Raw genomic sequence first — 24,580 nt, 5'->3', positions numbered from 1 at the left:
ATGAAACCAACATTACAAGGGATTGCTGCTAGTGATGGTATTGCAATTGCCAAAGTATATACTTTGACTGAACCAGATTTAACAGTGACAAAAGTGACTGTAGAAGATTCAGAAAAAGAAGTTTCACGCTTGGATGATGCATTAGCAGCGTCAATCAAAGATGTCGAATTAATCAAGGAAACAGCTTTAAAAAACTTGGGTGAAGAAGAAGCACAAGTATTCGATGCTCACTTAATGGTTTTAAGCGATCCAGAATTAATTGGACAAGTAAAAGATAGCATTACATCTAACAAAGTGAATGCGGAATCTGCATTAAAAGAAGTAACAGATATGTTTATTTCTATTTTTGCAGGAATGGAAGATAACCCTTATATGCAAGAACGTGCTGCGGACATTCGTGACGTATCTAAACGTGTCTTAGCTCACCTTTTAGGCGTTAAAATTCCTAGCCCAGCAACTATCAAAGATGAAGTGATTATCGTAGCTGCCGATTTAACACCGAGCGATACAGCTCAATTAAATCGCCAATACGTTAAAGCTTTCGTTACTGATATTGGTGGACGTACTTCTCACTCAGCGATTATGGCGCGTTCTTTAGAAATTCCAGCAATCGTTGGTACTAAAGAAGTGACTTCAATTGCTAAAGACGGAGATATCATTATCGTGGATGGTTTATCAGGAGATGTATTCCTTAACCCATCTGAAGAAGTGGTTGCTGAATACCGTGCTAAAGCGGAAGCATTTGCGGCTCAACAAGCTGAATGGGAAAAATTAAAAGATTCAAAAACTTACACTAAAGATGGCCATCAAGTTGAATTGGCTGCAAACATTGGTACACCAAAAGACTTAGAAGGTGTTGTAAACAATGGTGCAGAAGGTGTTGGTTTATACCGTACAGAATTCTTATATATGGATTCTCACGAAATGCCAACAGAAGAAGATCAATTTGAAGCTTACAAAGCTGTTTTAGAAGGCATGAATGGAAAACCTGTTGTCGTTCGTACAATGGATATCGGTGGGGATAAAGAGTTACCATACTTACCATTACCACACGAAATGAACCCATTCTTAGGATATCGTGCAATTCGTATTTCATTAAACGAACCTGAAATGTTCCGTACACAATTACGTGCGTTATTACGTGCTTCTGTATACGGTAAATTACGTATCATGTTCCCAATGATTGCCACATTAAATGATTTCCGTGGTGCTAAAGCATTATTAGAAGAAGAAAAAGCTAAATTAATCGCAGAAGGTGTTGCAGTCAGCGATGATATCCAAGTGGGTATCATGATTGAAATTCCTGCAGCAGCAGTTTTAGCTCACCAATTCGCTAAAGAAGTGGACTTTTTCAGTATCGGAACGAACGACTTAATCCAATACACAATGGCTGCTGACCGTATGAACGAACGCGTTTCATACTTATACCAACCATATAACCCATCAATCTTAACGTTAATCAAACACGTTATTGATTCAGCACACAAAGAAGGCAAATGGGCTGGAATGTGTGGAGAAATGGCTGGGGATCAAACAGCTGTGCCTCTATTAGTAGGTCTTGGATTAGACGAGTTCTCAATGTCTGCATCAAGTGTTCTAAAAACACGTAGCTTGATTTCTAAATTAACATTAAGTGAAATGCAAGCATTAGCAGCTAAAGCCATTAACGAATGTGCAACTGTTCAAGAAGTTGAAGCATTAGTTGAAGAAGCTTTATCAAAAATCTAATAAATAGATAGCCTGAACATCTGAGGGAAACCTCAGGTGTTTTTTATATTGAACTTATTCTATAAAAAGGTAATAAATCTATTAAAAGTCTTTTAAGAGTATATTTATCGGCACGGGAATGTGATATACTTTGCAAGTAGAAAATAAAGATAGGGGTTATAAGGGGTCCTTTCAATGAAAAAAAGAATTGAAAAATGGGTTCAAAAATTGGATAATCTGTTTAGTTGAACAATTATTTTTTTTGTTATCATTAGGTCTATTTTGTTATACAGTATTTTTACGGATTTTACTTCTGTCAATGATTTTATATATAATGCATTTTAAAAAAACTGAAAATAGCTGAAATAATATGAATTTTGAAGCTATTTTCAGTTTTTTTGCGTTGATTGGGAGTAGAAAGCTTAGTATAATACAATCATTAAGACTAGAGGTGACAATATGAAAAGAGAAAAAACTTTTCAAATGGTATTAAGTGCGATGTTTATTGCCATTATTATTTTGCAAAGTTTTGTACCATTTTTAGGGAACTTACCCTTATTTATTTTGGATATTACCATTATCCATATTACCGTTATTGTTGGAGGAATTGTTTTAGGGCCTAAAGCAGGTTTTCTTCTTGGATTCTCGTGGGGATTCAGTTCTTTTTTACGGGCATTTACTTCAGGAAGTGCAATAACTTTTATGATATTTACAAATCCTTTCATTTCAATACTTCCAAGGTTGTTAATGGGAGGACTCATTGCCTTGTTTTATCATAAAACAAATAAAACAATTACTTCTGACAAATTAAGAATGGCTTTATCAGGTTTTTTAGGGAGCTTGATGAATACAATTTTGGTTTTAGGTTTGATTTATCTACTGATGGCAGGACAATATGCAGAATTAACAGGAAAAACAGTAGCTGAATTACCACTGATTCTCATGGGGATTGTAATGTCAAATGGAATTGCAGAAGCAATAGCGGCTTCTATTATGACACCGATTATTGCATCTGTTTTACTATTGGTTTCTAAGAAAAGAGGATAGTGTATGTGGAAAAATAAGAGAGTAACTGTCTTGATCACTGGTGGAATTGCAGCGTATAAAGTGGCTAAACTTGTCCGTTTGTTTGTAAAAGAAGGGGCAGAAGTTTCCGTTGCGATGACAAAAAGCGCATGTGAGTTTATTACACCTCTAACTTTTCAAGTACTAACCAAAAATAAAGTTTATTTAGATACCTTTGAAGAAGATGAAGCGAACAAGGTGCAACATATTCATTTGGCGGATCACACAGATGTGGCGGTGGTAGTTCCTGCAACAGCTAATACTATTGCCAAAATGGCAAATGGAATTGCTGATAATTTCGTTACAAGTACTTTACTAGCAACAACGGCTCCGATTTATATCGCTCCTGCAATGAATGAGCATATGTGGGAAAATCCTGCAACTGTCCGTAATGTGACACAGCTTAAAGCAGATGGGAAAGTAGTCATTGAACCAGCTTCTGGATTTTTAGCAGAAGGATATAACGGAAAAGGACGCTTACCAGAACCTGAAGAAATTTTTGAACAAATTACTTTTCTGGAAAGCAGAAGAACAAGTAAGTCTCCTTTGAAAGGAAAGTCAGTATTAATCACTGCAGGCGGAACAAAAGAAAGAATTGATCCAGTTCGCTATATTTCAAATGACTCTTCTGGAAAGATGGGGTATGCACTCGCAAAAGCTGCATCGATTCTAGGGGCTAAGGTACAATTAGTATCAACGACAAAACAATTGAAACTTCCGTTTGGAGTAGAGGTAACGTATGTAGAATCAGCTCGCGAAATGGAAGAGGTAGTCACTTCTCATTTTCCAACAACGGATGTAGCCGTGATGGTAGCAGCTGTTTCTGATTACTATGTTGCCAATTGTTCAGAACAAAAAATTAAAAAGCAACACAATGAATTAGGATTAAAACTAGATTTGGCAGAAAATCCAGATATTTTAAAGGGGCTAGCTCATTCGAAAAAAGAAGGACAAGTTGTGATTGGTTTTGCGGCAGAAACTCAAAAAGTACTTGAATATGCTAAAGTTAAATTAGAAAAGAAAAAAGCCGATGCAATTATTGCAAACGATGTTTCTAGTTCACTAATAGGCTTTAATGCAGATAAACATGAAGTAACCATTATTACAAAAAGTGGAAAACAAATCCAGCTTCCAGAGTGCTCAAAAGACGATTTGGCTCTTGGAATTTGGAAGTCTTTATTGGATACAAATGTTATTCAATAGTGAATAAAGAAAAGAATGATAGACCAATTTAACAAGCTTGTTAGATTGGTTTGTTTTTTTCTAAAAATAATTTTTAGATTTACAGAGAAATTTACCGCAATTTAAGAAAATATGGTATAATGGAAAAGGTCAACTAGGCATGAAAGGAGATTTTATGGACGAGAATATTTCATTGCCAGAATTTATGCGAAATGAACTCGTAATTAAAACACAGAAGGAGATTCAACAGCGAAAAGGCTATCTGATTTCAAAACGAATTTTTGATATTGTAGTTTCATTGTTCCTACTTATCCCTTTATCAATTGTATTTATAGTCATTGCAATTGCAATCAAATTAGAAGATGGTGGACCTGTGTTTTATAGACAGGAACGCGTTACGACAAATGGGCGGATATTTAAAATTTTTAAATTCAGGACGATGGTGCTTAATGCAGATAAAGTAGGGCCGCTTGTCACACAAGACCACGATCCACGTATTACAAAGGTTGGACATCGTGTTCGTAATTATCGTCTTGATGAAGTAGCTCAGCTACTGAATGTATTAATTGGAGATATGTCTTTTGTAGGAGCTAGACCTGAAGTTCAAAAATATGTAGATGCTTATACTCCAGAAATGCAAACAACGCTCTTGCTTCCGGCAGGAGTTACCTCAATGGCTGCCATTGAATTTAGACATGAAGCTGAAAAAATTGCAAAGTGGACTGAGCAAGGGTTGAGTGTGGATGAAGCATACATCCAACATATCTTACCTGAAAAAATGCAATACAATATTGATTATTTAAGTGAATGTAGTTTAAAAAATGATATCGCAATTATGGTAAAAACTGTGATTGCTGTTTTAAAATAACTTGGAGGGAACAACATGAAAGTTAGAAATATTCCATTTTCACCGCCTGATATTTCAGAAAAGGAAATTAATAATGTTATCGAGGTATTAAAGTCTGGTTGGATTACAACAGGCCCAAAAACCAAAGAATTTGAACGTCAATTAGCAGAGTATATGGGAACAGAAAAAGTAGTGTGCTTAAACTCAGCAACAGCTGCTTTAGAATTAGCGTTACGTGTACTAGGCGTTGGACCTGGAGATGAAGTGATTGTTCCAGCATTTACGTATACAGCTTCTTGTAGCGTTATTGAACACGTTGGGGCAACACCAGTAATGGTGGATATTCAAGAAGATCATTTTGAAATGAATTATGATGCTCTTGCAGAAGCAATTACTGAAAATACAAAAGTGGTTATTCCTGTAGAATTAGCAGGTGTCCCATGTGATTATCGTCGTATTTTTGAAGTGGTTGAATCTAAACGAAACTTGTTTAAGCCAAAGACAAACTTACAACGTCACTTCAATCGTATTGTTGTCGTTTCAGACTGTGCACATGCGATTGGAACAACTCGTGATGGTGTTTCCGTAGCTCAATTAGCAGACTTTGCATCATTCTCTTTCCATGCAGTTAAAAATTTAACAACAGCTGAGGGTGGATGTATTACTTGGAATCCAGCGAATGAGTTGGATTCAGAAGCAATGTACAAGGAATTCCAAGTATATTCATTACATGGCCAAACGAAAGATGCTTTAGCAAAAATTAAACCAGGTTCTTGGGAATATGACATTGTCATTCCAGGATATAAATGCAATATGGCTGATGTGATGGCGGCTATTGGATTAGGTCAATTAGAACGTTACCCTCAATTACTAGAGCGTAGAAAAGAAATTGTTCGACGATTAGATGCCGGATTAGCAGTTGATTCACGTATTCAAGTATTACAGCACGAAGGTGAAAACTATCAGTCTTCACGGCATTTATATATCACTCGTATTAAAGGTGCTTCCTATAATCAACGTGGCGAAATTATTATTAAAATGGCTGAACGTGGAATTTCATGTAATGTTCACTACAAGCCACTTCCACTATTAACGGCTTACCAAAATATGGGATTCCGCATGGAAGATTATCCAAATGCTTATAGCTTCTTCGAAAATGAAGTGACATTACCACTACACGGCTTATTAAGTGATGAAGATGTTGATTATATTATTCAAAACTACTTAGAAGTGATTCAAGAAGAGCTTGGATAGACTAGAGAGGAGAATAAAATGAATAATCGATTAAGGATTTTATTATTATTCATCGTTGACTCGCTACTTGTTGTCGGTTCAGTATTTCTTGGGTTTCGATTAGTAACAGAAGGATTAATCCGTAATATTCATGGGTTAACCATTACAGCGATTTTATCTTTAGTAGCCTATTATGTTTTTTCTTATTTCTTTAATCTTTATTGGAGAGATTGGGAATATGCAAGTGTCTATGAAGTAATTACAGTTGTAAAATGTGTGTCGGCAACAGTGATTGTTTCGACTATTTCAGGATTAGCCTTCTTCGATACGAAAGTAACATGGCAATTTCTAATTGTTTGCTGGTTATTACTGGTAATTTCCATTGGCGGAGTTCGATTATCGATGCGTGTATTCCGTGAATTTTTTGCGGATAGCACAGTGATGGAAAATGCAAAACCAACGTTAATCGTTGGAGCTGGTGCAGCCGGAACGTTATTAGTTCGTCAAATGTTGATGCACCCTGCAATGCGTATGGACCCAATCGCCTTTGTGGATGATGACCCAGATAAATTACGCAAAGATATTTACGGAGTTCGTATTTTAGGGGCTATCAAAGATATCGAACGTATTGTTGATACGATGGGGATTACTAAAGTTGTTATTGCGATGCCATCTCTTCCAATTAAGAAATTAAATGAAGTGTATGATGTCGCTCGTAAAACAGGTGCGGAATGTGTGATATTACCTAACATTGATGATGTGATGAGTGGGAACTTACACGTACAACAACTAAGAAATGTTGAAATTGAAGACTTATTAGGTCGTGATCCTGTTCAATTGGATCAAACGATGATTGAAAAGCAACTTCGTGGTAAGAAGATTCTTGTAACGGGTGCTGGTGGATCGATTGGTTCAGAAATTTGCCGTCAAGTAGCAAAATTCAAACCAAAAGAAATCATTATTTTAGGACATGGTGAAAATAGTATTTATCAATTAAATATGGAATTAGTTGGAAAATACTCCCAACACTTCACGATTACACCAGTGATTGCTGATGTGCAAGATCGTAAACGAATCTTTGAAGTGATGGATAAATACAAACCTGATGTGGTTTACCATGCAGCAGCTCATAAACACGTCCCGTTAATGGAAATTAACCCTCGTGAAGCAGTTAAAAATAACATTCTTGGGACTAGAAATGTAGCTGAAGCAGCAAGTCATTCACGAGTGAAAGCATTCGTAATGGTTTCAACAGACAAGGCCGTTAACCCACCAAATATCATGGGAGCTACGAAACGTTTATGTGAAATGATTGTTCAAGACATGGCAACACGTAGTGAATATACTAAATTTGTAGCGGTTCGTTTCGGGAATGTGTTAGGGTCTCGTGGTTCAGTAATTCCGCTCTTCAAGAAGCAAATTTCTGAAGGTGGACCAATTACAGTAACGCATCCGGAAATTGTTCGTTACTTTATGACTATTCCAGAAGCAGCTCAATTAGTGATTCAAGCAGGTTCGCTCGCTCGTGGTGGAGAAATCTTCGTATTAGATATGGGACAACCAGTGAAGATTGTGGACTTAGCAAAAAACTTAATTCGTCTTTCAGGGTTCAATGAAGGAGATATTGAAATTAAGTTTACAGGATTACGACCAGGAGAGAAGATGTATGAAGAGTTACTAAACGAAGGTGAAGTAAATCCAAAACAAGTCTTTCCAAAGATTCACATCGGAATTGCGGATAATTCTAAGATTAATCGTGTGTATAATTTCATTGAAAATTTTGAAAGTTATTCTGAACAAGAATTACACGATGAATTGATTGATATTGCGAATAAAAAGAAATAAAATATAAAGGATTGGGATAGTTATCTCAATCCTTTTATCATATACAAAGAGGTGGAAAAATGTTAGTTTCCGTAAATATTAGTGCTTATAATGAGCAAGATTACTTATCTGAAATTTTTGACAGTTTAACAAAACAAACGTATCCATTAAAAAATATTGAAGTAGTGTTAGTAAATGCGATGTCTACAGACAATACTCGTACCTTAATGGATCAATTTAAAAATGAAAACGAGCACTTATTTTATGGGGTGAAGATTCTTGATAATCCAAGAAAAACACTGAATACCGGATTGAACTTAGGATTTAAAAATTCAGAGGGAGAGTGTTTCTTAAAAGTAGATGCACACTCACAAATTCCTATAAACTTTATTGAAGCCAATGTCAAAGTGATTGAATCAGGGCAAAAAGTTTGTGGAGGCAAAAGACCAACGATTGTCCAAGCGGAAGATAATTTTTCAAAAACATTACATATTGTTGAAGAATCTGCACTTGGAAGCAGTATTGCTAACTACAGAAAAGGGGATACCAGTCGTTACGTTGATTCTGTTTTTCAAGGAATGTATCATCGTGATGTAGTCGATACCGTCGGTTATTTTGACGAGAAATTAACGCGTACAGAAGATAACGAATATCACTACCGTATTCGTAAAAATGGATTTAAAATTTGGTACGACACTTCAATCGAGTCTTTTCAATATATTCGTCCAACATTGACAAAGATGATTCAACAAAAATTTGCAAACGGCTATTGGATTGGATTGACTTCGCATGTTTGTCGAGAATGTTTGTCAATATTTCATTTTGCACCGGGAATATTTGTTTCTTTACTACTAGTTTTAATGATGCTAACAGGTGTTAGTTTTATTCCTTTAATAACGATATTTTCGTTATATTTAATTGCTGTTTTTGGGTTGTCTGCTTTTGAAATTTCTAGGCAGAGATTTAATTCAACTTTGTTATTAATTCCTTTCATTATGATTTCAATTCATTTTGCATATGGCATTGGAACAATTAAAGGTTGGATATTTGGATTTGATTTTAAAAAAAATTATTTTCTGAATGACGATAAGTTAAAAAATCTATAAAAAATCATTCGTTTTATTGGATTTATGATATAATAAACTAATTGTAATAATTATTGGAGTGTATGTTTATGAGAGTCAGTGAAGAAAAATTATCAAATAGAAAAAAACAAAGAAAAAATAGAAAAAGAAGAAAAATGATTTTTGCTACATTTTTTGCTCTATTTTCTATACTTGTTGCAGGAACTGTATTTATCTTAAGTAGAATTTCTAAAACAGAGGATGCGATTCATAAAAAAGTAGAAACCGTACAACTTCGTGAAAAGGAAGTTACGGATATGGATAGTATTTCTGTACTTCTTCTGGGAATCGATAATGGAGCATATGGACGTGACACTGAAGTAGGTCGTGCTGATACTATGTTGTTAGTGACAATTAATCCAAAACAGAAGAAAACAACAATGGTTAGTATTCCACGTGACTCTTATACAGAAATTATTGGCTATGGAACTTTTGACAAATTAAACCATGCATATGCTTTTGGGAAAGAACAGTTTTCTATTAATAGTGTACAAAACATGTTGAATGTACCTATTGATTATTATGTAACTGTTGATATGAATGGATTAATTGGACTTGTCGATGCTGTTGGAGGATTACAAATCACTCCAAATCTTACGTTTACTTATGAAGAAGAATATTTTGAGGAAGGTGTCATTCGCCATGTAGATGGTGAAGCAGCACTTCGTTATTCTCGTATGCGATATGATGATCCAGAAGGCGATATTGGTCGTCAAAAACGTCAACAATATATTATACAGAAATTGGTTGAAAAATTATTGTCTTTAAATTCAATTACGAAATATGAAGAGATTCTTCAAACTCTCGAAAACTCTGTTAAAACTAATTTTACAGTTGAAAAATTGTTTCAAGTAGCTCAAACACATAAAGAAGCATTGCAACATTTTGACTCTCATACGATTAGTGGAAATGGAGCAATGATAAATGGTGTTTATTATTTTGTTATCCCAGAACAAGAAAAATTGCGAATCTCTAATGTTTTACGTAAATCTTTGGACTTAGAAACGATAGATGTATTAAAACATATTGAAACAAAAGAAGTTCAATCTTCAGTCAATATTGAACAAAATACTCCACAAAGAAATACGGATGTAGAAGAACAAGGTGAAACATATGTAGAGCCAAATGTTACTCCAATTAGACCAAATGAGAAGGAGACAACAGTTTCTCCTACGAAACAAAATCCTACTACTATAAACACAACAGAAGCACCTGTAACTGAGTTACCGAATGTGACTGCAGTTCCAGAGTTGCCGAAAACTCAAGTGCCAACTACGCAAGAAATACCAACTACAAGAGAAGTAGTTGCACCTGCACAACCCTCGACTGACCCAAAACCTTAAAAGAAGTAATGGAGAGATAATATGAACGAAACTAACGAATGGAGTAGATTAAGTCGCAGACGTCAACAAAAGAAAAAACGTAAAGGGCGAATTACCTTTATTTTAATTTTTCTTTTTGCTATTATTGCCATAGTAGGGACTTATTATGCGAGTAAAATCAATCATACAATTAATTTAATTACTCAAGGTGTTGGAAATCGTACTGAACAAGAAGCAAATGAGATTATAAAAAATGCAAAACCGATTAATGTCTTATTATTAGGAATTGATAATGGAGCTTATGGACGTACTGAAGAAGATGGACGTTCAGATACAATGCTGTTATTAACTATTAATCCTACTCAAAAGAAATCTCAATTACTTAGTATTCCTCGAGATACCTATACTGAAATTGTAGGAGCTAAGATTTATGATAAATTAAATCATGCTTATGCATATGGTAAAGCGACAATGGTTATTAATTCTGTAGAGAAGTTGTTCGATACGGCTATTGATTTTTATGTACAAATTAATATGGAAGGTTTGATTGAATTCGTTGATGCTGTTGGTGGCATTGAGGTAACTAGTCCATTAACATTTACTTATGAAAATCGTACTTTTATTGAAGGTAAAACGGAATTAATAGATGGAGAAAGTGCTTTACGTTTTGCTCGTATGAGGTACGATGATCCAGATGGAGATTACGGACGACAAAAACGTCAAAGAATAGTTATAGAAAAATTAGTAGAAAAATTAATGAGCTTTAGTTCAATTACAAATTTTGAACAATTGATGAATGCTGTTAGTAAAAATGTAAAAACAGATGTACCTATTGGTCAAGTTATGGCTCTTAAAAATACCTATGGTCCAGCTTTAACAAGTGAAAACCTTAGTCAAGCCTTTATGGATGAAAGACAACTTTTATTAAAGAATAATGAAGGTCAAGAAGTATACTATTCTTATGCAACTGATGAAGTGTTGTTGAAGACAAGCAACTCTATTAGGAAATTGCTTGAAAAATCAGCAGTGAAAACATATCCTCTTTTACAACAAAGAGAGGACTTATATTATCTAACAATACCATAAATGATTTATTGTGGGGGAGCATATGGAAGATAAAATTAGTATAGTTGTTCCAGTTTATAATATGGAGCAACATCTGGAAAGATGCGTAAATTCGCTAATAAAACAAACATATTCTAATCTAGAAATTTTGCTTATTGATGATGGCTCAAAAGATAAGAGTCTTCAGTTGTGCCATGAGTTCGCTAGGATGGACTATAGAATAAAGGTGTTTCATAAAGAAAATGGCGGTTTGTCTGATACTAGAAATTTCGGAGTTGCCAAAGCTACTGGCAATTATATAACGTTTGTTGACAGTGATGATGATATTGAAGAAACCATGATTGAAGTTTTGTATAAAATAATTAAAAAAAATAATGCAGAAGTTTCAGAATGTAATATGAAAATATGCTATCCCTCTCATGTACAACTTTTTTCTCAGGAAAAATATGTTGATGTCTTAGATAGAAAAGAGTATTTGAAAGAATATTTAACAATGCATAAATTATTTGGATCAGTTTGCACTAAGATGATTCAAAAAGATATAGCAAAAAAAATATTTTTTCCCGTGGGCAAACTATATGAAGATACATTTTATTCATTAGATTTAATCCAAGCTGCTAATAAGTATGTTATTTGTGATGCCCCCTTGTATAATTACTATATGAGAGAGGGTAGCATTACTAATTCTTCTTTTTCTGAAAGAATGCTCGATTTAACCGAAATCATTGATAAAATTTATCTTTATGTTCAGGAATCCTATCCAGAATTGCTTGAAGAAGCGGAATGTAGAAAAATGTATGCATATCTTTCAGTATTTAATGCTATCATTCAGGAAAAAGAATATAAAAGAAATAGTCATTTTCCTAAGTATCATCGATATTTTAAGGCTAATATATTTAAACTAATTAGAAACCCATATATTACAAAAGCTAGAAAATTATGTGTCATTTTAATTGATATAAATATTGGGTTATATAAGATAGTGTTAAAAAAATATATTGAAAAACTAAATAGGAGATAGAGATGAACGAACCTTTAATCAGTGTCATTGTTCCAGTATACAATGTCGAAAAATATTTAGAAAATTGTGTGAACACATTAGTGAAACAAACATACCGAAATATTGAAATATTATTAATAAATGATGGTTCTACAGATGCGAGTGGATCTCTATGTGAAGAATTGGCACAAAAAGATGAAAGAATAAAAGTGTTTCATAAACCAAATGGTGGACTTTCTGACGCTAGAAATTATGGTGTTGAAAAAGCAAATGGTGAATATATTGGTTTTGTGGATAGTGATGATTATGTACATGAATTGATGTATGAAAAATTATTAAACGCTATTATAACATCAAACGCAGATATGTCTGAGTGTACAGTTACAAGGGTATATAAGAATACAACCATTGATTTTTATAATGGAAATCCATTTAAAATGGAAGTGGATGCTAAAAAATATTTAGAAGAGTATTTACTAAATCAAAGAGTATATGGTTCAGCATGGTGTAAGTTGATTAAAGCAGATATTGCTAGAAAAGTTAAATTTTCTGTAGGGAAAATATATGAGGATGCTTATTATAGTTTAGACTTGATAAAAATTCTTAAAAAAATTGTCATAATTAGCGATTCATTATATTTTTATTTTATAAGAGAAGGCAGCATTACTACTAAACCATTTTCTCATAAGGATATGGATTATATTGAAATTGTCGATAAGCTTGAAAAATATGTTCATAATAACTTTCCTGAATATATACAGCTAATGGAACAGAGAAAATGCTTAGCGTATTTATCCATTTTAAACCAAATTTTGGAGGTAAAAGAATATAAGAAATTACCAGATTATAAATATATTAAATCGTATTTTCGTTCGAATAGTAGAAAAATTATTTTTTCTAAAGTTCATAAAAAGCTTAAAGTGGCATTAGTATTATTGAATTTAAATGAATCGCTTTATAGATTTGTTTTAAAACAAACGAATAACAGAATTGCAAATGAGTAGACAATTAGTTTGATAAGCATATTAAAATACAATAGGAGTGATTAAATGTTTGAAAGGATTAAGGAAATACTACTAAAAAATCCAGTCATATTTTTTAGTATATATTTTCTCTTTTCATTGAAGCCGAAAATAGAATTTTTTGTACCTAACATAGTTGTGTTTTATAAATATTTTCACTATGTTTTAATGATATGGGGTATTTTGATAGCCTTGTATCATTATAAATTTATGTACAACTTTTTTAAGAATAAAGTATATTTGATACTAATAGGATTTTTTGCTGCCATAATAACTACCGTTTTATACAATATTCAGTATATCTCGGGAGAGTCTATTAAAACTAGTGCTCTTACGATATTTGTAATGGTAATATTTTTGCCAGCATATCAATTATTATCGAAAAAGTATAAAGAATCTCAAATATTCAAATGGATTTTTTATCCTTCATTTATTTTTAAATTCTTTATTAGTTTAGCTTCGGTCATTATGTATTTGTTTAATATTAGTATATTTATTATTGGTGATAATAATGTACTTTATTATGCAGGAGTTAGATATGTAGAACTTGAATCAAAGAAATTTACGCTTCTTTTATATGGACTTTATAGTGATCCGAATTATGCGGCTGTCTATAGTTTAACTTTCTTATTCTTAGGATTTTTCCTTTGGTATAAGGTAGGGCTTAAAACTAAGGTTGAGAAAGTTTGTCTTTCAATTTTCATAATTGTAGAATTAACGATGTTTAGCTTAAGCAATTCTAGAGGGGCAGAATTAGCATTTTATACTAGTGTTATTTTCTATGTTATTTTAATGATTGTTAAAATGATTTTTCACAAAGAACAAAGTAAACTGGCACGAAGAACTATTTTTAAATTAGGAGCTTTTTCATTAATTTTTATGACATTAATTCAAGCACTTAAATTTTCTTCTTTTGTTGCACTAGAGCAAAATAATCCTACCAAAATTTTGATCATTAATAAGACAAATACATTTCTAAAATTAAATGATACCTCAGAAAAAGAGATTCTAAAGCAGTATGTTGATAATTTAAATGAAATTTCACTTAATCTAAATCAAATTAAAAAGAATACATCGCTAGCGAAGGAAGATTCTTCTACGGAATTTGGGAATGGACGATTCACAATTTGGAAGGATGCATTACATCTTTCCATGAATTCTCCATTGTTTGGCTTTGGACCAGCGATGCAAAAGCAAGCAGCGTCAAGGTATCCTAATCTTAATGTGCCTGAAATGAAGGCGGGAAGAGCTTTTCACAATAGTTTTGTTCACTTATTCTTCAGTTTTGGAGCAGTTGGTTTCGTAGCTTTAGCAATATGGTTTATTAATGCATTCTTCTATCTTTCCAGAAAAATAGTTCGTGATAATATCCAAATTAATTTTATTTTTATGGGATTAGTTGCTTTAATTGTTGCCAGCGCCTTTTTAGATTCTATTTTTGTGAATAATGACTATCAACAAATGTTCTTATACTTTATGTTAGGTTATTTATTATCTACAAATGTAAGTTTTGATAGAAAATAAAATAAATTCATCAAAAAATGGATATGCATTTGAAAAACCGATAATAGGTTTAGTTCAGATGCATGTTCTTTTTTATGAATTCTTAATAGTAAGATTACTGTATTCACGCTAGTCTTCTGATATAATAGGTTAGATTAACATCTTTGAAAGGTAAATATTATGCGAACACAAAAATCAATTGTCAATATTCTCGTGGGGGTATTGTTGCAACTTACTGTAATGCTGTGTGGCTTTCTAGTAAAAAATATTTTTATTGAAGTATATGGTTCTACTGTGAATGGATTAGTAGGCGCTGTTGACCAAATTATTTCAAGTTTGGCAATTGTCGAAGGTGGAATTAGCGCAGCATCTGTAGCTATGCTTTATGCACCACTTCAAGACAGGAGTTATAAGAAAATTGAGGATATATTAGATTCCAGCAGGAAATTTTTTATTAAATCTGGCTTTATATATTTACTTTTAGTAACATTAATTATTATTTTCTATCCTTATTTGGTTGCACAACAAGTTCCTATAACAGAAGTTAGATTGTTAATTATTGTATTATCTGCGGGTGGAGTGATTGAATTCTTTCTATTCTCCAAATACAAGGTACTTTTAATTGCTGATCAAAAAATATATATTTTAGATATGCTACAAGCAGTGTCTCAAATTGTAAGTACCGTAGTTATTTTGTTCTTAATTCAAAATAATGTCCATTATTTGATAGTTCGTTCAATGGGCGCAGTTGTTATTGCAGCAAGATTACTGATGGTGTATTTATATTTTAGAAAGACCTATCCACAACTTAAATTTGGTAGAAGTAAAGAAAAAGTAGATTTACCACAACGTTGGGGAGTTTTGTACCATCAAATTTCTTCAGTAGTTCTCTACAATACAGATTTATTTTTAATTACAGTATTTATGGGGGCGGGTTCATTAGTAGAAGTAAGCATTTACGGTGTTTATAATTTAATAGCGTTATCTGTCATTAATATCATAAGTTCTATCACTTCTGGAGTACAAGCAAGTTTTGGAGATTTATTAGTAAGTAAAGATGAAACAAAAATAAAAAGTGTTTTTAGAAAATTTGAGCTTATAACTTTTTACATTATCTCTATTATTTATATTTGTTTTACAGTATTGTTAGGACCTTTTATTCAAGTCTATACGGCTAGCTTTACAGATGCCAATTATATCAATTTTGGATTTGTTGTTCTTTTTTCGATAATTGTAGTTTGTCAGGGAATTAGAATCCCAACAGTAACAGTAGTCGCTGCCGCAGGACATTATAAGCAAACTCAATTTAGAGCTTTGGCAGAGGCCACAATTAATATTGTTGTTTCAATTGCCCTAATTCCGATTTTTAAGGTATACGGAATTTTGCTAGGAACGATTACAGCTTATTTATACCGAAATACGGATCTTTTGCTTTACGTAAATAAATATTTAATTAAAGGAATATTAACTCCAACGTTAAAACGAATGATAATGTTTATCTCCACGATTGTTGCAACATCTGCTTCCTTATTGTATTTAATGAAAGATATTGTGATTTATAGTTATTTTCAATGGATTGGTTTAGGTATAGGTGTATTTATTGTAGCAGTTATTGTTATCACTACTGTTACATATATTATTCATAAAGAGGATGTAAAAGAGATTCTTTCATTTGTAAAAAGATTTGTGGGTTAAAAAAAGTACGTTCATTGTAATGAACGTACTTTTTAACCAGAATTATCTAATCTTGATTAATCAAGATTAGACAATTAAAAAATATTACGGTAGAATTAAGTGATATAATTCTGGAGGTAAGTTATGAACTTAACAATTAGTATAGCAATTTACAATGGAAGTCCATATATTAAACGTTGCCTAGACTCCATCATTAAAGCTTATAGTAATGTTGACAATTCAAATTTCAAATTAACAGTTTTAGCAATCAATGATGGTTCAAAAGACAACAGTTTAGAGATATTAAATGATTATTCCGTTTATGATTATATTGAAATTATTGATAAAGAAAATGGTGGACTTTCGTCTGTACGAAATAAATCAATTGAACTATGTGATACGGATTATCTTTGGATGATTGATGTTGATGATGAATTAGAAGAAGATTCGCTCAAAAACTTATCTTCGCTAGAACTAGGGGAAATTAATGTCTTTAATTACAGAACATTTGATAGTAAAGGACGTTTTATTACTAATAATGATTGTGTGCAAGAAGAATTAAAAACTAGTTTAAATAAGAATAAAGAATTATTATTACAAGACACAGCTAGCTGGCATTTTGTGTTTCAAACAAGTTTCTTAAAACAGCAAGGAATTTATTTTTTAACAAATAAATTATATGAAGATTTTAACTGGAATTTAAAAATTTTAAAAGCTGCATCACAAATTTATACTTATAAGATATCTATTTATAAGTATTATCTGACTGATGGGTCGATTATGCGTAACACAAATTTAGATAGACGTAAAGAAATTTTTGATGTCTTTAATGATGTTTTGAATGATTATCGTGCTTCTTTTGCATTTGAGGATTTTAAAGCTGAGTTAGAATATTGGGGTATTCATAACTTACTTTATGTTAATTATATGGATGTTTTTCGAATTAATCCTAATGCCCAGTTATTAGAGGACTATCTTAGCTATTTAAATGATTTTTTCCCCCAATGGAGCAAAAACAAATATTTCAATAAAATTAGCTTTTCAAGAAGAATGTTGATTTATTGTATCAAATATCGATTGAAGTTTATATTAAGTTTATTAACTAAAGTTTTGAGGTAAGTAATTATGAGAAAAATTTTATTTATTACTTGGACATTTAGTATGGGGGGAGGAGCAGAAAAAATGCTTTCTACTCTTACTCGAGCGCTACCTCAAGAAGAATATGAAATTGATATCTTAGAAATTGGAAAATTTGGAAACCATACTGAAAAAATTCATTCGAATACAAAGATATTAAAACCGATTATGAATTCTTTTAAAGACAACAAAATAGTTAATTTTATAAAATGGCAATTTCTAAAGTATGCACCATTTATTTTGAGAGCTATGCGAACAAAAAATAAGACGTATGATTATGAGATTGCTTTCAATTACCTATACCCTGTTTTTTGCTTAAGTAAAGATGCAAAGACAATTGCTTGGAATCATGGGAGTGTCTATAATCTTCTCGAAGAAGAACGAAATAAAAAAAAGATGATAGCCTCGTTAAAAAATGTGAATAAAATTGTTGCAATATCTGATCTTACTTATGATTCACTGAAGAAAGTGTTTCCGATGTATACAAATAAAATGATTTTGTTGAACAACGGATATGATTTTAGTGAGATTTCTTTAAAATCAAATGAATCTCCCGAGTTTTCTATTGAAGAAGATAGCCTTTTGTTTCTCGGCAGAGTGGAAAAAAGTAAAGGAATCCTTGAATTGTTGGATTTATTTTTAGGTATTGTGGATCGTTTTCCAAATAAAAAACTCTATTTACTTGGATCAGGAGAATTAGATGAGTATGTTCAAAGTTTTATTAAAGAGCACTCGCTAGAAAACAATTTAATTCCTCTGGGTTATGTTTCTAATCCCTATCCTTATATCAAATCTGCATCTTTTATCGTTATGCTATCTCATGCTGAAGGGTTTCCAACAGTATTTGTTGAGGGGCTATCATTAGGAGTAGGATTTGTGAGCACGCCAGTTGGAGGAACAATGGAATTATCCAATAATGGAGAGTGTGGTTTTGTCTCTGCTTGTAAAAATGACTGTAGAGATTATTTAATAAAAGAACTTTCAAAGAGTAAAGAGGACAGAATAATCCAACCAGAAAATTGTAGAAAACTAGTGAGTAAATTTGATGTTTCCGAGCAAGTAAAGAAATTTGAAGAAATATTAGAAGGGATTCAATGACAATGAGTGAGCATAAAATCATTATTCCGACAGGATATATGGGGAGCGGTTCTTCAGCAGTTACGGATTTATTGCGTGAGTATCCATGTTTAAACACCAAAAACGCAGATTTTGAATATATTTTTTTGCACGCTCCTGGAGGACTTTTTGATTTAGAACAGAAATTATTACATAATAATAATGCCATTCGAAGCGATGAGGCTATAAAGACATTTAGAAGTTTAATGCGAAACTTATTTGTATATCGAGGTTGGTGGCCAGCAGGATATAATCATGCGGTGTCGAAAGATTTTCTGGAAATAGTTGACGAATATCTTAATTCTATTAATACAGTTAGTTTTGAAGGAAATTGGTATATATATGACAAACCGTCTTATCTAGTTTATTTAATGAGGTCTTTGAGGAATCGAGGATCTAAATTATTAAATTTGAAGATACAACCCAAAAAGAAGAATGTACAAAAACTTGAAATAAGTATTCTGTCTGAAAAAGAATTTTACGAAAAAAGTAAACAATTTATAAGAAATGTTATTAATGAAATTAATACCAATAATCAAGACATCGTTTTAGACCAACTGTTACTTCCTCATAATCTAAGTTCCTTTGAGAAATATGAAATAGAAAATGTTTTCCCTATACTTGTTCAAAGAGATCCTAGAGATGTATATATTTCTAATAAATACTATTGGGCACCCATGGGGAGTGAGGTGCCCTATCCTTTAGATGTACATGATTTTTGTAAATATTACAGAGCTGTTCGTGAATCAGAGATAGAAACGAAGGGACATTGTTTAAGAATTAATTTTGAAGATTTGATTATCCATTATGATGATGTAGTTTCAAAAATAGAATCTTATCTGAATTTAGATTCAAATGATCATACATTACCAAAAGCCTATTTAAATCCAAATCAATCCATAAACAACTTAAGAATATTTAGCCGCAGTACTGATTATGAGAGAGAAATTGAAGTTATTAATAAAGAATTAGCTGAATATTTATATCCATTTCCTGAAAAATTAGAACCTATAACGGGAGAAGTTTTTTAATCTTTTTGCATCTAAAGAACAAAGGTGGTATAACGATTTCGTACCAATAAAGAATTACCATTGTTTCCTTTCTAGAGTTTTATATTTTGGTAAGAGAAATTACGAATAGGAGATTAATATGTCATTTACAAGTACACCGTTTATTTTTGCGTTATTGCCACTATCGATTATCATCTATTATTTGTCAATACCCTTTAAAAAAATATCCCTTCAAAATAGTATTTTGATATTAGTAAGTCTTGCTTTCTATTCTTTTGGGGGACTTAGACCACTTGTGTTAGTTTTAGGATTAACTGCTACTATACATTTATTTGCAAAGCTCCTTGAATTTAAGAAAACGAAGGGCCTTCTGGGTTTAGAAATCGCTTCATTAGTCTTACTCTTAAGTTATTTTAAATATACTGGTTTTTTCTCACGTGTATTTAACAATCACTTTTTAGATTCTGTAGCCATGCCATTAGGACTATCTTTTATTACTTTTGAAGCTATTTCATATTTAGTTGATGTTTATACGAATCGAGAAAAATCAAAATCACTATTAGAGGTATTTTTATTTATTTTTTTCTTTCCAAAAGTGTTATCGGGACCAATCGTTTTGTGGAGAGATTTTGCGCCTCAACTAGAAAAACGACTACATAGTTCAGAGCTCTTTTTTAAAGGGATTAATCGAATAATGGTAGGTTTTGCAAAAAAAGCGATTATAGCTGATACTTTAGGAGCTACGGTTCTAAAAATCACTTATAATTTAAATTTTGGAATAGATTCACCTACAGCTCTGTTTGGAGCACTTTGTTATTTTTTCCAAATTTATTATGATTTTTCGGGCTATTCAGATATCGCTATAGGTATTAGTAATATATTTGGGTTTAATTTATTTGAAAACTTTAATCATCCATACATTTCAACATCGATTGGTGAATTTTGGAGAAGATGGCATGTGTCCTTAGGGGCATGGTTTAAAAATTACATTTATATTCCATTAGGGGGAAACAAAAAAAATGTGTATTTAAATCTCTTTATAGTATTTGTAATTACGGGTATTTGGCACGGTTCTACTTGGAATTTTGTTATTTGGGGCCTCTTACACGGAATCATTAGTATGCTTGAAAAATATATTAGAAATAAAAAATGGTACATTCATACTCCTAAGCTGATAAAATGGATCATCACGATGCTTTTCGTGTACTTTTCATGGATTATTTTTATGTTACCTTCGTCGCAGGAATTACTAATTTATATTCAATCTATATTTGGATATCCCGTTGGAGATATATTTTTCAATTTTGAATATTTTTTGAGTTTTAAATTAATAGTTATATTAATTGTTGCAATGATATGTAGCGTAATTCCTGAAACAACATTCTTTAAAAATATTAAAGAATGGACTGAGAAAAACAATCTAGGATTGATAGTTAAAGAAATTGTGTTACTAACAATTTTCGTATTAGCAATCTTGTTTATGGTTAATTCTTCTTATACTCCGTTTCTTTATTTCCAATTTTAGGAGGTGCAAATACTTATTATGAAAAAAATCAAAAATATCGTAATTACTATTTTTATGGTTTTGATATTGTTACCACTAGCATTCTTTAATTGGGAAAAAGATTTTATTTCTAAAATTGATAATCGTAAGTTAACTAATTTTCCTTCTCTAGAAACTATTAATACGGATACTGTCGAAACTTTCAATAAGTATCTTTCTGACCGTCTAGGATTTAGAGAAGAAATGATTACTTGGTATAGCGACATACACTTAAAGATGTTCCATACACTAGTTCACCCTGATTATATTTATGGAGAAGATGATTATATTTTCTTTGATATATACCAAAAAAGTTATAATGAACATACAGATAAATTTGTTCAAACAATTCAAAAAGTTGCTAAGTATGTTGAGTCTAGAGGAGCAAAATTCTATATTCTCATCAACCCTGAGAAGACTTCAGTATATACAGATAAATTACCTAAAGGAACCAATTATAATCGTTTATGGTTAGATCAAGTGGAAAACAGATTGTCAGAAGCTAATATTCAATGGATAGACAATATTGATATTTTAAAAGAAAAAAAGAAGACAGAATTAGTTTATAATAAGCAATATGACGTTGGCCACTGGAATGATAATGGAGCTTTTTACGGGACAAATAATCTTTTAGAATGGATTTCAAAGAATTTTCCAAAAGTGAGGCCACATTATAAAGATGATTTCACAATTGGCGAAGAATTTGAGCAATATTTACCTACTTCAAAAATAGAAGTGAATGAAATGGTTCCTGTTTATGAGTTGAAAAATAAAGATTATATAGATTTAACTGAAGAATTTGATAGTTTAGTCAAACGGGACTATCAACAAAATCATTTTAGTTATATAAAGAATGAATCTGAGTCTTCTAACTTACCCAATGTACTTGTTTTTCAAGGAAGTTATTTGAATGGGAGAGAGAAATTTTTAGCAGATCGATTTAAGGAGTACGTGGCTGTTCATAATTATGAAAATATATTTGATGTTGATTATTATTTTAATATTTTTCAACCAGATATTGTAGTTTTTGAAGTAGCTGAATACACTATTCATGAACAATATTTTGCAACTGAAAAAATGGACTCTGTTCATCTGAATCCTCCAATTAATAACCATTTAGAGATGATTGAAACAGATAAAAAAGAGGTTTCTATTAGTGAGGACCTAATTAATACGATTGAGTTTCAAGATGAAAATAAAGAGATTGAGTTTGCATATTTAAAGATGAATGATAGGTATTATGATTTCAGTAAGAAAGAAAATATTTTTGAGTTATCTTTAAAGAAAGAGAATTTTGAACTTAATGATGCCTACATTATTTATAAAAAAGTAAACAATTCTAATTATTATATATTTAAAGTTAGTAAATAGATACAATAAAAGCTTAACAGTTAATAGACTGTTAAGCTTTTTTAGGACTATTTATAATTAAGTACAGTTAAAACTAATTGTAAGAGGATAACTCCTAAGGTACCGATTAACATTAGAACTGCTACGACACGTGTCAACTTTTCAACTGTAGAAAGATTACGTTTTTTTCTGACCAACAAACTCGCTCCTTTTATCTATTTTCATTACTAGTTTACCGTAAAAAAGATGGAATTACTAGTCTGAAATATTATCTATATTAGATGAAGTATGAAAATTATTGAAATGAAAATATCCGTATAAAAAGAAAAAGGGCCAAAAGCCTTTCAAAAGAACTTTTTTTTTGATAACATATACATGTTAAATAAATCAAATTGGAGGAAGTTTCATGTCAAAACAACAAATTGGTGTCGTTGGTATGGCCGTAATGGGACGTAACTTGGCGTTAAATATTGAAAGTCGTGGATATAGTGTTTCAATTTTCAACCGTTCATCATCTAAAACAAATGAGGTTGTTGCACTACATCCAGAAAAAAAATTAGTGCCAACTTATACAGTAGAAGAATTTGTACAATCTTTAGAAAAACCAAGAAGAATCTTATTAATGGTAAAAGCTGGTGAAGCTACAGATAAGACCATTCAAAGTTTGCTTCCACATCTAGATAAAGGCGATATTTTAATCGATGGAGGAAATACATTCTTCAAAGATACAATTCGTCGTAATGAAGAGCTTGCAAACTCAGGAATTAATTTTATCGGTACTGGTGTATCTGGTGGAGAAGAGGGAGCCTTAAAAGGACCTTCCATCATGCCTGGTGGACAAAAAGATGCTTATGACTTAGTAGCACCAATTTTAGAAGAAATCTCTGCTAAAGCAGACGATGGCGCTCCATGTGTCACTTACATTGGACCAAACGGAGCAGGTCACTACGTAAAAATGGTTCACAACGGGATCGAATATGGGGACATGCAATTAATCGCTGAAAGTTACGATATCCTTCGTCGTGTTGGTGGGCTATCTGTAGAAGAATGCGCTGAAGTCTTTAAAGAATGGAACCAAGGCGAATTAGATAGCTACTTAATCGAAATCACAGCGGATATTTTAACGAAAAAAGATCCTGAGACAGGTCGCCCAATGGTTGATGTAATCATGGATACTGCTGGAAATAAAGGTACTGGTAAATGGGCTTCACAAAGCGCATTAGACTTAGGGATACCCCTTCCATTGATTACGGAATCTGTATTTGCACGTTTCGTTTCTACATTGAAAGAAGAACGTGTTGCAGCAAGTAAAGAATTAGCAGTAACGAAGATTCCTGAATTAACAAATTCAGAACGTCAAGCCTTGATCGAACAAGTTCGTAAAGGATTATACTTCTCTAAAATTATGAGTTATGCGCAAGGATTTGCTCAAATGCGTGTAGCAAGTGAAGAGTTTGATTGGGAATTAAACTACGGCGAAATCGCGAAAATCTTCCGTGCTGGATGTATCATCCGTGCGCAATTCCTACAAAAGATTACAGATGCGTTCGAACGTGACCCTCAATTGAAGAACCTATTATTAGATAAATATTTCTTATATGTAACAGAATCTTATCAAGATGCAGTTCGTGATGTTGTTGTAACGGCTGTTCGTGCTGGTATTCCAGTTCCAACATTCTCAAGTGCATTAGCATACTATGATTCATATCGTTCAGAAACATTGCCTGCAAACTTAATTCAAGCACAACGTGACTACTTCGGAGCACATACTTATAACCGTGTAGACAAACCAGGAACATTCCACTTTGAATGGGCACAAGAAAAAGAAATTGAACAATAATTAAAAACGACTAGGT

Annotated in this window: 20 protein-coding genes; 19 read left to right on the top strand and 1 reads right to left on the bottom strand. The window is 32.1% G+C overall.

Annotated elements, in window-relative coordinates; all coding sequences use genetic code 11:
* From ptsP to ACO5V7_RS01920, 18 genes are all read left to right on the top strand, one after another.
* Positions 1 to 1,728, top strand: a complete 1,728-nt coding sequence (gene ptsP, locus ACO5V7_RS02005; RefSeq protein WP_485484852.1) for a phosphoenolpyruvate--protein phosphotransferase — start codon at positions 1 to 3, stop codon at positions 1,726 to 1,728.
* 438 nt (positions 1,729 to 2,166) lie between these two features.
* Entirely contained in the window at positions 2,167 to 2,754 is a 588-nt protein-coding gene (locus ACO5V7_RS02000; protein ID WP_485484851.1) for an ECF transporter S component, read from the top strand.
* A 3-nt stretch (positions 2,755 to 2,757) separates the two neighbouring features.
* Positions 2,758 to 3,975 carry a bifunctional phosphopantothenoylcysteine decarboxylase/phosphopantothenate--cysteine ligase CoaBC gene (gene coaBC, locus ACO5V7_RS01995; RefSeq protein WP_485484850.1) on the top strand — a complete coding sequence of 406 codons (1,218 nt, stop codon included), beginning with the start codon at positions 2,758 to 2,760 and terminating at the stop codon, positions 3,973 to 3,975.
* Between the two features lie 154 nt (positions 3,976 to 4,129).
* On the top strand, positions 4,130 to 4,822 hold the full coding sequence (locus tag ACO5V7_RS01990) for a sugar transferase (protein ID WP_298645920.1): 693 nt from the start codon (positions 4,130 to 4,132) through the stop codon (positions 4,820 to 4,822).
* A gap of 15 nt (positions 4,823 to 4,837) precedes the next feature.
* Positions 4,838 to 6,055 carry a DegT/DnrJ/EryC1/StrS family aminotransferase gene (locus ACO5V7_RS01985; protein ID WP_485484849.1) on the top strand — a complete coding sequence of 406 codons (1,218 nt, stop codon included), beginning with the start codon at positions 4,838 to 4,840 and terminating at the stop codon, positions 6,053 to 6,055.
* 18 nt (positions 6,056 to 6,073) lie between these two features.
* Positions 6,074 to 7,879 carry a polysaccharide biosynthesis protein gene (locus ACO5V7_RS01980; protein WP_485484848.1) on the top strand — a complete coding sequence of 602 codons (1,806 nt, stop codon included), beginning with the start codon at positions 6,074 to 6,076 and terminating at the stop codon, positions 7,877 to 7,879.
* A gap of 59 nt (positions 7,880 to 7,938) precedes the next feature.
* Entirely contained in the window at positions 7,939 to 8,964 is a 1,026-nt protein-coding gene (locus ACO5V7_RS01975) for a glycosyltransferase family 2 protein (protein ID WP_485484847.1), read from the top strand.
* A gap of 68 nt (positions 8,965 to 9,032) precedes the next feature.
* Positions 9,033 to 10,325, top strand: coding sequence for an LCP family glycopolymer transferase (locus ACO5V7_RS01970; RefSeq protein WP_485484846.1), 1,293 nt, complete (start codon positions 9,033 to 9,035; stop codon positions 10,323 to 10,325).
* 21 nt (positions 10,326 to 10,346) lie between these two features.
* The gene (locus ACO5V7_RS01965; RefSeq protein ID WP_485484845.1) at positions 10,347 to 11,390 is read left to right on the top strand and encodes an LCP family glycopolymer transferase; all 1,044 of its coding nucleotides are present in this window, start codon (positions 10,347 to 10,349) and stop codon (positions 11,388 to 11,390) included.
* A 22-nt stretch (positions 11,391 to 11,412) separates the two neighbouring features.
* Entirely contained in the window at positions 11,413 to 12,390 is a 978-nt protein-coding gene (locus ACO5V7_RS01960; protein WP_485484844.1) for a glycosyltransferase, read from the top strand.
* A gap of 2 nt (positions 12,391 to 12,392) precedes the next feature.
* Positions 12,393 to 13,373, top strand: coding sequence for a glycosyltransferase family 2 protein (locus tag ACO5V7_RS01955; protein WP_485484843.1), 981 nt, complete (start codon positions 12,393 to 12,395; stop codon positions 13,371 to 13,373).
* 45 nt (positions 13,374 to 13,418) lie between these two features.
* On the top strand, positions 13,419 to 14,915 hold the full coding sequence (locus ACO5V7_RS01950) for an O-antigen ligase family protein (RefSeq protein WP_485484842.1): 1,497 nt from the start codon (positions 13,419 to 13,421) through the stop codon (positions 14,913 to 14,915).
* Positions 14,916 to 15,119: 204 nt separating this feature from the next.
* Positions 15,120 to 16,589: a lipopolysaccharide biosynthesis protein gene (locus tag ACO5V7_RS01945; protein WP_485484841.1), complete on the top strand. Its 1,470-nt coding sequence runs from the start codon at positions 15,120 to 15,122 to the stop codon at positions 16,587 to 16,589.
* Positions 16,590 to 16,712: 123 nt separating this feature from the next.
* Positions 16,713 to 17,687, top strand: a complete 975-nt coding sequence (locus ACO5V7_RS01940) for a glycosyltransferase (RefSeq protein WP_485484840.1) — start codon at positions 16,713 to 16,715, stop codon at positions 17,685 to 17,687.
* Positions 17,688 to 17,693: 6 nt separating this feature from the next.
* Positions 17,694 to 18,803, top strand: a complete 1,110-nt coding sequence (locus tag ACO5V7_RS01935) for a glycosyltransferase (RefSeq protein ID WP_485484839.1) — start codon at positions 17,694 to 17,696, stop codon at positions 18,801 to 18,803.
* The gene (locus ACO5V7_RS01930; protein ID WP_485484838.1) at positions 18,800 to 19,852 is read left to right on the top strand and encodes a hypothetical protein; all 1,053 of its coding nucleotides are present in this window, start codon (positions 18,800 to 18,802) and stop codon (positions 19,850 to 19,852) included. The genes ACO5V7_RS01935 and ACO5V7_RS01930 overlap by 4 nt, the downstream gene beginning before the upstream one ends.
* Positions 19,853 to 19,970: 118 nt before the next feature.
* Positions 19,971 to 21,356: an MBOAT family O-acyltransferase gene (locus ACO5V7_RS01925; RefSeq protein WP_485484837.1), complete on the top strand. Its 1,386-nt coding sequence runs from the start codon at positions 19,971 to 19,973 to the stop codon at positions 21,354 to 21,356.
* An 18-nt stretch (positions 21,357 to 21,374) separates the two neighbouring features.
* The gene (locus ACO5V7_RS01920; protein ID WP_485484836.1) at positions 21,375 to 22,745 is read left to right on the top strand and encodes an alginate O-acetyltransferase AlgX-related protein; all 1,371 of its coding nucleotides are present in this window, start codon (positions 21,375 to 21,377) and stop codon (positions 22,743 to 22,745) included.
* Between the two features lie 47 nt (positions 22,746 to 22,792).
* On the opposite strand, the gene ACO5V7_RS01915 is transcribed toward ACO5V7_RS01920, so the two are convergent.
* Positions 22,793 to 22,921: a DUF4044 domain-containing protein gene (locus ACO5V7_RS01915; protein ID WP_298645864.1), complete on the bottom strand. Its 129-nt coding sequence runs from the start codon at positions 22,919 to 22,921 to the stop codon at positions 22,793 to 22,795.
* A gap of 209 nt (positions 22,922 to 23,130) precedes the next feature.
* Between ACO5V7_RS01915 and gndA the strand changes: the two genes are divergently transcribed.
* Complete coding sequence (gene gndA / locus ACO5V7_RS01910) at positions 23,131 to 24,564, top strand: NADP-dependent phosphogluconate dehydrogenase (RefSeq protein WP_485484835.1); 1,434 nt, start codon at positions 23,131 to 23,133, stop codon at positions 24,562 to 24,564.
* Positions 24,565 to 24,580: the final 16 nt, after the last annotated feature.

The organism is Granulicatella sp., assembly GCF_057274575.1.
The sequence above is the reverse complement of the archived record's forward strand: the minus strand, read 5'-3'. Positions and strand labels throughout refer to the sequence as shown.

Excerpts from the sequence above, each read along its gene's own strand:
- ptsP (WP_485484852.1), top strand. The coding sequence starts at position 1 with ATGAAACCAACATTACAAGGGATTGCTGCTAGTGATGGTATTGCAATT.
- ACO5V7_RS02000 (WP_485484851.1), top strand. The coding sequence starts at position 2,167 with ATGAAAAGAGAAAAAACTTTTCAAATGGTATTAAGTGCGATGTTTATT.
- coaBC (WP_485484850.1), top strand. The coding sequence starts at position 2,758 with ATGTGGAAAAATAAGAGAGTAACTGTCTTGATCACTGGTGGAATTGCA.
- ACO5V7_RS01990 (WP_298645920.1), top strand. The coding sequence starts at position 4,130 with ATGGACGAGAATATTTCATTGCCAGAATTTATGCGAAATGAACTCGTA.
- ACO5V7_RS01985 (WP_485484849.1), top strand. The coding sequence starts at position 4,838 with ATGAAAGTTAGAAATATTCCATTTTCACCGCCTGATATTTCAGAAAAG.
- ACO5V7_RS01980 (WP_485484848.1), top strand. The coding sequence starts at position 6,074 with ATGAATAATCGATTAAGGATTTTATTATTATTCATCGTTGACTCGCTA.
- ACO5V7_RS01975 (WP_485484847.1), top strand. The coding sequence starts at position 7,939 with ATGTTAGTTTCCGTAAATATTAGTGCTTATAATGAGCAAGATTACTTA.
- ACO5V7_RS01970 (WP_485484846.1), top strand. The coding sequence starts at position 9,033 with ATGAGAGTCAGTGAAGAAAAATTATCAAATAGAAAAAAACAAAGAAAA.
- ACO5V7_RS01965 (WP_485484845.1), top strand. The coding sequence starts at position 10,347 with ATGAACGAAACTAACGAATGGAGTAGATTAAGTCGCAGACGTCAACAA.
- ACO5V7_RS01960 (WP_485484844.1), top strand. The coding sequence starts at position 11,413 with ATGGAAGATAAAATTAGTATAGTTGTTCCAGTTTATAATATGGAGCAA.
- ACO5V7_RS01955 (WP_485484843.1), top strand. The coding sequence starts at position 12,393 with ATGAACGAACCTTTAATCAGTGTCATTGTTCCAGTATACAATGTCGAA.
- ACO5V7_RS01950 (WP_485484842.1), top strand. The coding sequence starts at position 13,419 with ATGTTTGAAAGGATTAAGGAAATACTACTAAAAAATCCAGTCATATTT.
- ACO5V7_RS01940 (WP_485484840.1), top strand. The coding sequence starts at position 16,713 with ATGAACTTAACAATTAGTATAGCAATTTACAATGGAAGTCCATATATT.
- ACO5V7_RS01935 (WP_485484839.1), top strand. The coding sequence starts at position 17,694 with ATGAGAAAAATTTTATTTATTACTTGGACATTTAGTATGGGGGGAGGA.
- ACO5V7_RS01930 (WP_485484838.1), top strand. The coding sequence starts at position 18,800 with ATGACAATGAGTGAGCATAAAATCATTATTCCGACAGGATATATGGGG.
- ACO5V7_RS01925 (WP_485484837.1), top strand. The coding sequence starts at position 19,971 with ATGTCATTTACAAGTACACCGTTTATTTTTGCGTTATTGCCACTATCG.
- ACO5V7_RS01920 (WP_485484836.1), top strand. The coding sequence starts at position 21,375 with ATGAAAAAAATCAAAAATATCGTAATTACTATTTTTATGGTTTTGATA.
- gndA (WP_485484835.1), top strand. The coding sequence starts at position 23,131 with ATGTCAAAACAACAAATTGGTGTCGTTGGTATGGCCGTAATGGGACGT.